Here is an 11,790-nt window from a genome sequence, read left to right as displayed (position 1 = left end):
GGTCCTCCAGCCTACACAGATCTCCCCACCCCCACAGCTCCCGCGCGCCGGGCGGGCCGCGTTGCGCCCCCCCCCCCCCCCCCGGCTCGTTTGTGCTTGCACCTTGCATCCAGGGGTGGGTGGGGTTTACGGTCCCGGTTAACGTTTAAGTGAGTGTTAGTGAGCACTTCTTCGAAACTTGGAGCAACTATGATCAGTCGGCGACGGTTCTTGCAGGTCACCGGTGCGGCGATTGCCACCTCCACGCTGGCGGCCTGCGGTGACGGCGGTGCATCCGGTGGCGGTGCGAAGGCGTCGGGCGAGCTCAAGCTCCCGACGTACAAGCCGTTCGAGGGCCTGCACCCGGACCTGGCGGGCGCGGAGTCCGGCTTGGAGCCCGGCTTCCTGAAGTTCCCGGCGGACGCGGTGGCGAGCGTCAAGGCGCCGCCGCTGAAGTCCGCGGTGACCGCGCTGACCGAGACCTTCGCGACGCCCCCGCCGCCGATGGGCAGCAACCCGATGTGGCAGGCGCTGAACCAGGCGCTCGGCGGTGAGCTGAAGCTGACGATCGGCACCGACCCGGGGTACCCGGAGAAGTTCGCCACGCTGCTGGCCAGCGACTCGCTGCCGGACCTGATGTGGCTGCCGCCGAACCAGGGCATCCCGAACATCGGCCCGATGCTCGAGGCCAAGTTCCAGGACCTGACCAAGTACCTGTCCGGCGACGCGGTGCTGGAGTACCCGAACCTCGCCGCGCTGAAGCCGGCCTCCTGGCGGACCGCGGTGGTGAACGGGAAGATCTGGGGCGCCCCGATCCCGTCGACGCCGTTCGGCCAGGTGATGATGGGCAACCCGAAGACCTGGGCGAAGGTCGGCGGTCTGCAGTGCACCACCGCGGACGAGTTCTTCGCCAAGTGCAAGGAGCTCAGCAACGGTACGAACTACGCGCTCGAGCCGGCGATCATCAACATGCTGCACATGTTCGGCGAGTGGTTCGGCGCCCCGAACTCCTGGCGGGTGAACCAGGACCGCTCGCTCACCCACCTGTACGAGACCGACAACTACAAGGCGGCCGTCGAGTACGCCGCCAAGCTCTGGGCGGCCAAGGTCTTCTACCCGGACCTGAACCTGGCCGACGCGACCCCGAAGACCGTGAACGGCCAGATCGCCGCGCAGGTCACGGTCGGTCCGCGGGCGACCGCCGACTTCCGCAACCTGGACCCGACGCTGTTCGTCGACACGATGATCCCGTTCGGCCACGACGGCAAGGCGAAGCCGGTCTACGACATGGGCTACGGCACCGTCGGGTTCACGCCGTTCAAGAAGACCGACGAGGGCCGGATCCGCGAGCTGCTGGCGCTGATGGACTACCTGTCCGCGCCCTTCGGCACCAAGGAGTACCTGGTGAAGAACTTCGGCGTCGAGGGCCAGCAGTACCAGCTGGACGCGAACAAGAACCCGGTGCTGACCAAGGCCGGCAACCAGCAGGCGCCCGGTCTGGTCAGTGCGCTGCAGATCATGAACTCCCCGGAGAGCGTGATCTTCAACCCGGCGTACCCCGAGGACACCAAGAAGATCTACGCGACCGAGCAGCAGCTGCTGAAGTTCGCGATGCGGAACCCGACCGCGGGCACGTACTCCGACACCAGCAGCAAGGTCGGCCCGAAGCTCACCGCGGCATTCCGGGACACGATCGTCGACATCGTCACCGGGCGGCAGAAGATCGACGCGTACGACGCCGCGCTGAAGCGCTGGAAGTCCGGCGGCGGCGACAAGATGCGTGACGAGTTCGCGGCCGTGCTGCCGTCGAGCGTTCCGGTCACCGGGTCCTGATCGATGCTGAAGAAGTCATCGACCCAGCGGGTGAAAGTCGGGCTGCCGTTCGCGGTGAAGTGGCGCCGGGACTGGCAGATGGTGCTGCTGATGATTCCCGGGGTGCTGTTCCTGCTGGTGTTCTTCTACCTGCCGGTGCTCGGGAACGTCGTCGCGTTCCAGGATTTCCAGCCGTTCCTGGGCATCATGCACAGCGAGTGGAACGGCCTGCAGAACTTCGTCAACCTCTACGCCAACCCGGACTTCTGGGACGCGTTGCGGAACACGTTGCTGCTGGCCGTCGTCCAGCTGGTGCTGTTCTTCCCGGTACCGATCGGGCTGGCGCTGATCGTCGATTCGCTGATCAGCAACCGGATCCGGCGCTGGTTCCAGACGATCGCGTACCTGCCGCACTTCCTGTCCTGGGTGCTGGTCGTGACGCTGTTCCAGCAGTCGCTGGGCGGCGCCGGGTTCGTCAACAACCTGCTCCGGCAGGCCGGGCTGGACGCGATCCCGTTCATGACCAACCCCAGCACCTTCCCGCTGCTCGTCGTCGCGCAGCTGATCTGGAAGGACGCCGGCTGGGCGATGATCATCTTCCTCGCGGCGCTGACCACCGTGGACGTCTCGCTCTACGAGGCGGCCGCGGCGGACGGCGCCGGGCGCTGGCGGCGGCTGTGGCACATCACGCTGCCGTCCCTGCGGACGGTCATCGTGCTGCTGCTGATCCTGCGGATCGGCGACATCCTGAGCGTCGGGTTCGAGCAGTTCATCCTGCAGCGCGACTCGGTCGGTCCGGGTGCGGCCGAAGTACTGGACACCTTCACGTACTACGCGGGCGTGGTCGGTGGCGACTGGAGCAGCGGGGCGGCGGCCGGGCTCGCGAAGGGCGTGGTCGGTGCGTTGCTGCTGTGGGGTGCGAACTCGCTCGCTCATCGGCTCGGTGAGCCGGGAATCTTCCAGAGGCGCTCATGAGACCTGTGTGGAAAGAGAATCCGTCGCCTGGCTACCAGGCGATCAAGGCCGTCGTCCTGGGCGGTTTCGCGCTGGCGATCGTGATCCCGATCCTGGTGGTGATCTCCACGTCGCTGGCCAGCGACAAGGACATCATCGACGCCGGCGGGTACGTGTTGTGGCCGTCGCACCCGACGTTCAAGGCGTACCAGACCTTGTTCAGCGGTGGTCTGATGGGCCGCGCGATCCTGGTCAGCGTCTTCGTGACCCTCGTCGGTACGGCGATCGCGCTGGCCGTCACGATCTCGCTGGCCTACGCGACCTCGCGGCCGGTGCTGTTCGGCCGGCCGGTGCTGCTGATGGTGCTGTTCACCCTGTTGTTCGCGCCCGGGATCATCCCGATGTTCCTGGTGGTGAAGCAGCTCGGGCTGCTCGACAGCCTGTGGTCCCTGATCCTCCCGGGCGCACTGGGCGCGTTCAATTTCGTCGTACTGCGCACGTTCTTCATGAATGTGCCGGGTGAACTGCTGGAAAGCGCGCGGATCGACGGCGCGAGCGATTTCACCATCCTCCGGCAAATCATCATGCCGCTGTCGAAGGCGGTGATCGCGGTGGTCGGGCTATTCTACGCGGTCGGGTTCTGGAACGCGTTCTTCAACGCGCTGCTCTACCTGAACGACACGTCGAAATGGCCGGTCCAGGTGATCCTGCGGACCTATGTCCTGCAGGGCAAGTCGCTGTCCGCCGATCAGCTCGGCGTGCACCCGCCGCCGCAGCCGCAATCCCTGCAGATGGCCGTCGTGGTCGTCGCGCTGGTGCCGATCGCCATGGTGTACCCGTTCCTGCAAAGGCACTTCACCAAGGGCGTCATCACCGGTGCGGTCAAGGGCTGATCTGTAAGAATCGGTCTCATGTCCTCACCTTTGGCCGAGCGGCCGACGCTGCGGATGGTGGCGAAAGAGGCCGGCGTCTCGGTCGCGACCGTGTCGTACGTGCTGTCCGGACGGCACCGCAGCCACACGATCAAGGACTCGACCGCGGACCGGGTCCGCGAGGCCGCGTCCCGCCTGGGCTACCGGCGGAACGACGCGGCCCGCGCGATCCGGACCGGCAAGTCCGACCTGGTCCTGCTCTCGCTGAGCGTGCTCGCGGACCCGTGGTCGCAGGCAGTCGCGGCCACCGTCAGTACGGCGGTGAGCCCGCTCGGCAAGACGGCCCTGATCGTGGCGGACGGCGACTGGCGGACGGTGCTGACCAACCGGACGCCGGACGTGATCTTCATCGACAGCGTCACGGCGGAGCCGGAGCAGGTCGCGGAGCTGGAGACGTTCGCGGCGCAGGGCGTGCAGATCGTGGCGTTCAGCGAGACCCTCGAACCGCGTGGTTTCGACGTGATCCGGTCCGGTGCCGAGCCGCGCTGCCATCTCGCGGTCGAGCACCTGCTCGAGCACCACGACCGGGTCGGCGCCCTCACCTCGCGGACCACCGGGTTCGCGCGCTTCGACGCGTATGTGAACACGTTGCGCGCGGCCGGTCAGCCGATCCGCAGCGACGACATCGAGGTCTTCGAACAGCACCCCGAGGGCGCCTACCGGGCCGCGATGGCGTTGCTGTCCCGGCCCGAGCGGCCGACCGCGCTCTACTGCACCACGGACTTCGCCGCGATCGCCGCTGTTCGGGCGGCGCACCGGCTGCGGATCGACGTACCCCGGGATCTGGCGATCGTCGGCGTGGGGAACACGCCCGAGGGCGAGCGGCTGGATCCGTCGTTGTCGACCGTCGGGCCGGTCGGGTTCAACGAGGCGCTGTCGAACATCATCGTCGGACGGCTCACCGAGCGCGAAGGCGCGCCCGGCGAAGTGTTCGACTTCCCCTGGCAACTGATCGTCCGGGAGTCTTCTTGAGTCAACCCAATGTGGTTCTGATCTGTGTCGACGAGTGGCGGGGTGATGCGCTGTCGTGCGCCGGTCATCCGTACGTCGAGACGCCGCATCTGGACGAGTTGGCGCGGGCGGGGGTGCGGTTCAGCAGCGGGTACTCCGCGACGCCGACGTGTGTGCCGGCCCGGGTCGCGTTGTTCACCGGGCAGTCGCAGGAACGCCACGGACGGGTCGGGTACGTCGACGGCGTACCGTTCGAGGCCGCGCACCCGGTGACAGTGCAGGGGGAGTTCAAGAAGGCCGGGTATCACACGCAGGCGATCGGGAAGATGCATGTCTGGCCGGAGCGGGCGCGGCTCGGGTTCGACGATGTGATCCTGCACGACGGGTACCTGCATCACTCGCGGCGGGCGCATCGGCAGCAGTTCGGGTTCTTCGACGACTACGTGCCCTGGCTACGGCGACAGCCTGGGGTGTCGCCGGACGCGGAGTACTTCGACCACGGCGTGAACTGCAACTCGGTCGTCGCCCGCCCGTGGGACAAGGCCGAGGAGGTGCACCCGACGCACTGGGTCGGTACGCAGACGATCGACTGGCTGTACCGGCGGGACCCGACGAAACCGTTCTTTCTCTATTTGTCGTTCCACCGGCCGCATCCGCCGTACGACCCGCCGGCGTGGGCGTACGACCGGTACAACGCGCTGCCTCCGTACCAGCGTGAGCTGGGGGACTGGGAGAGCGACTGGGACGAGTTCCGGCGGGACGGCGACTACCAGGCGCTGATCGGGGACCTGCCGGATCACGTCGTGCACCGGGCGCGGGCCGGGTACTACGGGCTGATGGCGCAGATCGACCTGCAGATCAACCGGATCCGTGAGGCGCTCGTCGACTTCGGCGTGTACGACGACACGATCATCGCGTTCACGTCCGACCATGGCGAGATGATGGGTGACCACCGGATGTTCCGGAAGGCGCTGCCGTACGAAGGGTCCGCCCGGGTGCCGTTCATCGTCGCGGACCGGGCGTCGGCGTCCGACGCTACGCGGGGCGGTGTGGTGGACCAGGTGGTCGAGCTCCGGGACGTGATGCCGACGCTCCTCGATCTTGCCGGCGTACCGATCCCGTCGACGGTGGACGGCTGTTCGCTGGCGCCGTTCCTGCGGGGCTCGTCCGTTCCGGTGCGGGAGTGGTTGCACGGGGAGCATGTGATCTTCGAGCAGTCGGTGCAATGGGTGACGGACGGGAAGACGAAGTACGTATGGGGCTCCGCGCTCGGCGTGGAGCAGCTGTTCGATCTCGAGGCGGATCCGGGGGAGCTGCACAATCTGGTCGAGTCGCGGCCCGAGCTGCGGGACCTTTGGCGGGAACGGCTGATCCAGGACCTGACCGATCGGGAAGAAGGGTTCGTTGCTGACGGCAAGTTGGTGACCGGCCGACCGGTGACCCCGATCCTCAACCACACAAGGGAACGCGTTGCACGCGCCGCCGTCTGACGACTGGACACTCATCGACGTCGGTGAGTCCGACACGTCTGTCTACCGCCGTGGAGACGTCTTCGCCAAGTGCTGCGGCCCGTCCGGCGTACCGGACCTCGCCGCGGAGCGCGACCGGATCACCTGGCTCGCCGGCACCGGGTTGCCGGGAGCAACTGTCCTGGACTGGACCGAGTCGCCGTCGGGTGCTTGTCTGCTGACCTCGGCGGTTCCCGGTGTGCCAGGTGACACGCTTCCGCCGGCTGCACACCAGCGGGCAATGCGGAGCCTGGGAGCCGTCCTTCGCGAGCTGCATGCCCTCACCGACTGCCCGTTCGAGCGTCCCCTGGACGAGGTGATCGCGGCCGCGACCGACGTCGTACGGCGGGGCGCGGTGAACCCCGACTTCCTCACCGACGAGTGGCGGCGGTTGCAGCCGTCCGAACTACTCGACCAGGTGAACGCCGAGCGCCCGTACGTCGAGAGCGTCCTGGAGCCGGTCGTCTGCCACGGGGACGCCTGTCTGCCGAACGTGTTCTTCGACCCCGACACGCTCGAGGTGACCGGCCTGATCGACCTCGGCCGCCTCGGCGTCGCCGATCGGTACGCCGACCTCGCGCTCACCACGATCCAGCTCCACGACGAGTGGTCCGCGGACCCGGCACCGTTCCTCGACGCGTACGGCGTACCCGATCCGGACTCGCGGCGGCTGCACTTCTTCCGTCTCCTCGACCCACTCACCTGGGGCTGACATGCAGGTCGAGATCGTCGCGCTCGCCGTCTCTCGGCAGCATGCCTTCGAGGGCCGCCCGCAAGACGGGCCGCGGCCCGACCCGGAGTCGGTTGCGCGGACCTCGGTGGAGATCCGCGCCGACCTCGGCATCGTCGGCGACCGGTACTACGGGCAGGCCGTCCACAAGAACGCCGCCGTCACGCTGATCGACGCCGCCTCGCTCGACGAGGTCGTCCGCGTCCTTGGCCTGTCCACGCCACTTGACCCACACCTCACTCGCCGCAACATCACCCTCCGCGGCTTTCCGATCGACGAACTCGCCGCCCACCGCGCCGCGGACGGCACCCGCGTCGAGGGCCGCCGCTTCACCCTCGACACGGGCGCCGGCCCCGTCACCTTCCAGGCCAACCGCCCGGCCAACCCCTGCGCCTGGATGGACCAGGTCCTCGCCCCCGGCGCGATGAAGGCCCTGCGGGGCCACGGCGGCATCCGCTCGACCCCACTGACCTCCGGCACCCTCCAGTTAGGCCCCGCCAACCTCACCCTCTTGGACTAACGCGGCAGCTCGACAGGTAGTGCACCCGTGGGACGGTGTACGCGCAGGCTCAGGTGCACTATCTATTGGCGGAGACCTCCTGTCGAGCTGCCGACACTCAGACCCGGTGGGCGCCCGGTTTGCCGTTCTCGGTGACGAAGGTGGCGAGGGTGGAGAGTGCGGCGTCGGGGGTGCGGACGGTGGTGGAGACGCGGAACTCGGCCTGCCAGCGGTCCGGGGTGACGTCGACGCGGATGTAACCGCGCTGGTTGTTCTGGAACTTCAGGTGCGGGTTGTCGGCGGTCGGCCCGTAGACGGTGCTCGGCGTGCTGTCCCCACCACTCGTGATCGACGTCCCGAGGTACTCCGTGGCGAGCGTCTCGGACTCCGGGTTCGCGAAGTCGGCCTTGAGGTCGAAGACCCAGTTCCGGTGCGCGTCACCGGTGATGACGATCGGGTTGGACGGCCGGTGGTCGGCGATGAAACTCATCAACTGGTTGCGGTCGGCAACATAGCCCTCGCCCCAGTTGTCCTGCCCCGAGTAGTCCAGCCCCGGACCCACCTTCCGGTCGTACGGCGCGAACTTCGTCTGGTTGCCGAGAATGTTCCAGCGCGCGGTCGACGCACCGAGCCCCTGCTGCAACCACTGCTCCTGGGCGTCACCCAGGATCGTCCGGTCCGGATCGAGCGCGCCGGGCGAGTACCCACCGACGGCCGTACCCGCGGTCCACGTCGACTGCTTGGAGCGGTACTGCCGGGTGTCGAGCAGGTGGAACTGCGCAAGGCCGCCGTACCGGACCCGCCGGAACAGCTGGATGTCCGGGCCGACCGGCAACGACGAGCGCCGCAGCGGCATGTTCTCGTAGTACGCCTGGTACGCCGCCGCGCGCCGCGCCAGGAACACAGCACCGGACTGGCCGGCCGCGGAGTCGTCCGCGTAGTTGTTCTTCACCTCGTGGTCATCCGGTACGACGAGGAACGGCAGATGACCGTGAGCCGCCTGCAGCAGCGGGTCCGTCTTGTACTGGCTGTGCCGGATGCGGTAGTCGGTCAACGTCATCAACTCGACCGCGGGTGCATGCGCCCGGCCGAGCGACGCGTCGGCGCCCGCGCCTTCGTAGATGTAGTCGCCGAGGTGCACGACCAGGTCCAGGTCCGAGGCGACGATGTCCCGGTACGCCACGAAGTACCCGGCGGGGTAGTTCTGGCAGCTCGTCACCGCGAGCCGCAGTCGCGACGGTGAGGCGGCGTACGGCGGTGCGGTCTTTGTCCGGCCGACGGGGCTGATCGCCGTCGCGACGCGGAAGCGGTAGAAGTACTCGCGGCCCGGGGCGAGGCCACCGACCTCGACGTGCACCGAGTGCGCTGACTCGGGCTTCGCCTCGACGGCGCCGCGGCGGACGATCCGGCGGAACCGCTCGTCCTCGGCGATCTCGTAGCGGACGCCGAACGCCTGCGGTGGCATGCCACCGAGGCCGTCGGTGGCGAGCGGCTCCGGGGCCAGCCGGGTCCAGATCACGAAGCCGTCCGGGAGCGGGTCTCCGGACGCGACTCCGAGCTGGAACGGGTGGTCGAACTGCGGCGGGACGGCGTTGGCCGTCGACGGCTTCGCGAGTTCGCCGCCGGCCAGGGCGGCCGCGGCGCCGAGGCCGCCGATCGTGAGCAGACCGCGGCGGGTCAGCTCGGTGGACGGTTGCTGGTTGGACGGTTGCTGGGGAGTGCTGGGCGGGGTCATAACTCCGAAGCTGTCAAAGCAGCTCCGGCAGGCAGGTCAACACCGTGCAACCCACAGGCGAACACTGCTCAGCCGACTCGCGAGTTGCCTTCCGCGACCGCCCGGAAGCGCAGACCGGAGCAGTCGACACGGCCTACCTTGGGAGTGTGAGGCTGGTGGGCGCGTTGGTCGCGCTGGCGGTGCTGGTCGGGTGCAACGACCTCGCGCCGTCCAGCGATCCGGCGCCGCCACGCACGGTCAACCCCATCCAGTCCCGCCCGGTTCCCCAGGCCTCAGCGCCTTCAAGTCCCCAGCCTTCGAGTCCCGCGCCTCCGAGTTCCCAGCCTTCGAGTCCGTCGCGGTCGGGTCGGACGCCGGCCGCGTCCGGCCCGGTGCGACTGTCGATTCCTGCGATCGGCGTCCGGAATCTGCTCGTCGTCGCCTACCAGGGCACCGCGGACGACCGGCCCGGCACCCGGATCCAGAACCGCGGCGTCGCCGCCAGCCCCCGCGGCCCTGCCGGTGGTGTGGGGCCGGGCGAGATCGGGAACTTCATCGTGACCGGCCACCGCGTCAGTCACGGTCGTCCGCTCGAGGGCGTCCCCGACCTACGCGACGGCGACCACATCCTGATCTCCGTAGGCGGGACCGTCTACGACTACGTGGTGACCCGGACGATGCGGATCTCGTTCCGGAAGCCGACCGAGAAGGCGCAACAGAACGCCGCCGTACCCGGCCGCCCGGGAGTGACGCCGACCCGGGCGATGATCACCATCTCCACGTGCGCCACCATCGAGGACCACGCGGCCGGGAACTACTGGCACGACGACCTCGGCAACCCCGAACACCGCATCAACAAGATCGGCACGCTGACCGCCACCCGTTCGTCGTGACGCCTGCACATCAGCCGACTGGCGAGCTATCCGCGAACTCCCGGATCAACGTGGTCGGCTTTCCCGCCAGCGCAGCGGGCAGCAGACTGCGCAGCACCGGCGCGCGGAGCACTCGCAGCAACAGCCGGCGTGCGACGAGTTCGGCGCGCGAGCCCGGCAGGAACCAGCGTGCTGCCGACCGGCCGGTCTTCTGTTCCTCCTCGACCACCGGCCGCCAGACCTGCTCGTACTCTGCGAGCCCGTCCTCGATCGACGTCGAGTTCACCACTTTCTCCGCGAGCACGAAGGCGCCGGCGATCCCGAGCGACGCACCCTGCCCGGCGAGCAAGGACACCGCTCCGCAGGCGTCACCGACGAGCACGACCCGACCCGAGCTCCAGCGCGGCATCACGATCTGCGCGACCTGGTCGTAGTAGATCTGGTCCTCGTCCGGACACGACGCCAGCGCCTTGGGCACCACCCACCCGAGCCCTGAGTACGCCGATCGCATCGCGCCGCGGAGATCAGCAGGCACCGCGGGATCTGCCGACCGGTGTACCGCGAACGCCGCGACCCGCCCGTCGCGCAACGCGTAGAACCCGAACTGGCTGCCGATCGTGTCGGTCAGACAGAACCGTCCACCCACCTCGTCATGGATCTCCGGCGCGTCGAAACTGAACGCCGCGGTGTGAAACCCCAGATACCGCAGGTACGACGCCTCCGGCCCGAACACGGACCGGCGTACGGCGGAATGGATGCCATCGGCTCCGATCAGCAGATCCCCGTCAACCGTCGACCCGTCCGCGAGCTCCACCCGTACGCCGTCCGCGCGCGGCGTGACCGTGGCGAGCGTCGCGCCGTACCGCAGGTCGACGGCTGTCGGGAGGTGCTCGCGGAGGACCTGTTCGAGGTCGGGGCGCATCACGCTGAGCACCTCGCCCTCGGCGAACTGGCGGATGTTGATCCCCGCCTGCCGTCGTCCGTGCTCGTCGACGAGGGCGGCCTCGATCACGTTGTACGCGACCGCTTCGAGGGCCGGTAAGAGTCCCATCGCCCGCATCGCGTCGTACCCGGGGCCGAAGAAGTCGATCATGTAGCCCTGGCCGCGCGGGCCGGGGCTGCGTTCGAGGACGGTGACGTCCTGGCCGAGTGTCGACAGGCGGTTCGCCAGGGCGAGACCGGCGATTCCGGCGCCGTAGATGATCGCGTGCATCAACTCACCAACCTTCGGAGAACGGTCTTCAGAGCAGGGGATTCGGGGCCCAGGCTCCGGTGCAGGAGCAGGCCGTCGAGGGTCGCCGCGAGGACGGCGGCGGTCGCGGCCGGCTCGGCGACCTGGTGGATCGCCAGCCAGTCGGCCACGCGAGTGCGGAAGTCGGCGACCAGCGTGGCGATCTCGGCGCGGAGGTGCTCGTCGCGGGTCGCGGCCAGGTAGGACTCGGTGAAGAGCAGCGAGGTCGGATCCGTCCCGTCGTACTGCTCGACGGAGGCAAGTAGCGCGTCGATCGCGGCGGTCGGCGTCGTCGCGGCGGTGAACAGTTCGTCGGTCGCGGCGAGGACCTGGCGCATCGCGGTGATCGCGGACTCGGTCAGCACGTCCTGCACGGACGAGAAGTGGTAGTGCACGACGCTCGCCGTGACACCGGCGCGGTCGGCCAGGATCCGGGTACTCACCGCGGACCAACCGCGCTCGGGGATCAGCTCGGCGGCCGCGGCCAGCAGCCGGCCGCGCACCTCCTGCCCGTGACTCGCCGTCGGTGCCATCGAAATCCTCCAGGACGATCGTTCTGTACGATCGCCCTGATTCTAGGACGTGCCAGCAGCCGGGGCAACCGCGCC

Annotated in this window: 11 protein-coding genes; 8 read left to right on the top strand and 3 right to left on the bottom strand. The window is 68.6% G+C overall.

Going from position 1 to position 11,790, the window contains the following annotated elements; translation table 11 throughout:
- Window positions 1-189 precede the first annotated feature (189 nt).
- The 7 genes from ACWGID_RS21395 to ACWGID_RS21365 are packed head-to-tail and all read left to right on the top strand — an operon-like array spanning window position 190 to window position 7,386.
- Window positions 190-1,812 (top strand): sugar ABC transporter substrate-binding protein, encoded by a 1,623-nt coding sequence (locus ACWGID_RS21395; protein WP_452199047.1) that lies wholly within the window; start codon window positions 190-192, stop codon window positions 1,810-1,812.
- Between the two features lie 3 nt (window positions 1,813-1,815).
- Window positions 1,816-2,766: an ABC transporter permease gene (locus ACWGID_RS21390; RefSeq protein ID WP_452199045.1), complete on the top strand. Its 951-nt coding sequence runs from the start codon at window positions 1,816-1,818 to the stop codon at window positions 2,764-2,766.
- Window positions 2,763-3,638 carry a carbohydrate ABC transporter permease gene (locus ACWGID_RS21385; protein WP_452199044.1) on the top strand — a complete coding sequence of 292 codons (876 nt, stop codon included), beginning with the start codon at window positions 2,763-2,765 and terminating at the stop codon, window positions 3,636-3,638. The genes ACWGID_RS21390 and ACWGID_RS21385 overlap by 4 nt, the downstream gene beginning before the upstream one ends.
- A gap of 18 nt (window positions 3,639-3,656) precedes the next feature.
- On the top strand, window positions 3,657-4,649 hold the full coding sequence (locus ACWGID_RS21380; protein WP_452199042.1) for a LacI family DNA-binding transcriptional regulator: 993 nt from the start codon (window positions 3,657-3,659) through the stop codon (window positions 4,647-4,649).
- On the top strand, window positions 4,646-6,118 hold the full coding sequence (locus tag ACWGID_RS21375; protein ID WP_452199040.1) for an arylsulfatase: 1,473 nt from the start codon (window positions 4,646-4,648) through the stop codon (window positions 6,116-6,118). Before ACWGID_RS21380 ends, ACWGID_RS21375 begins: the two co-directional genes overlap by 4 nt.
- The gene (locus ACWGID_RS21370) at window positions 6,099-6,848 is read left to right on the top strand and encodes a phosphotransferase (RefSeq protein ID WP_452199038.1); all 750 of its coding nucleotides are present in this window, start codon (window positions 6,099-6,101) and stop codon (window positions 6,846-6,848) included. The genes ACWGID_RS21375 and ACWGID_RS21370 overlap by 20 nt, the downstream gene beginning before the upstream one ends.
- 1 nt (window position 6,849) lies before the next feature.
- Complete coding sequence (locus tag ACWGID_RS21365) at window positions 6,850-7,386, top strand: MOSC domain-containing protein (RefSeq protein WP_452199036.1); 537 nt, start codon at window positions 6,850-6,852, stop codon at window positions 7,384-7,386.
- A gap of 97 nt (window positions 7,387-7,483) precedes the next feature.
- Here the strand turns inward: ACWGID_RS21365 and ACWGID_RS21360 are convergent, their stop codons facing one another.
- Window positions 7,484-9,100 carry an alkaline phosphatase D family protein gene (locus tag ACWGID_RS21360; protein WP_452199034.1) on the bottom strand — a complete coding sequence of 539 codons (1,617 nt, stop codon included), beginning with the start codon at window positions 9,098-9,100 and terminating at the stop codon, window positions 7,484-7,486.
- Between the two features lie 146 nt (window positions 9,101-9,246).
- On the opposite strand from ACWGID_RS21360, the gene ACWGID_RS21355 reads away from it, so the two are divergent.
- Complete coding sequence (locus ACWGID_RS21355) at window positions 9,247-9,972, top strand: class E sortase (RefSeq protein WP_452199032.1); 726 nt, start codon at window positions 9,247-9,249, stop codon at window positions 9,970-9,972.
- 10 nt (window positions 9,973-9,982) lie between these two features.
- On the opposite strand, the gene ACWGID_RS21350 is transcribed toward ACWGID_RS21355, so the two are convergent.
- Both ACWGID_RS21350 and ACWGID_RS21345 read right to left on the bottom strand, forming a co-directional pair.
- On the bottom strand, window positions 9,983-11,164 hold the full coding sequence (locus ACWGID_RS21350; protein ID WP_452199030.1) for an FAD-dependent monooxygenase: 1,182 nt from the start codon (window positions 11,162-11,164) through the stop codon (window positions 9,983-9,985).
- Window positions 11,164-11,715 (bottom strand): TetR/AcrR family transcriptional regulator, encoded by a 552-nt coding sequence (locus ACWGID_RS21345; RefSeq protein ID WP_452199028.1) that lies wholly within the window; start codon window positions 11,713-11,715, stop codon window positions 11,164-11,166. Before ACWGID_RS21345 ends, ACWGID_RS21350 begins: the two co-directional genes overlap by 1 nt.
- Between the last annotated feature and the right edge of the window lie 75 nt (window positions 11,716-11,790).

It is taken from the genome of Kribbella sp. NPDC054772 (assembly GCF_053611945.1).
The sequence above is the reverse complement of the archived record's forward strand: the minus strand, read 5'-3'. Positions and strand labels throughout refer to the sequence as shown.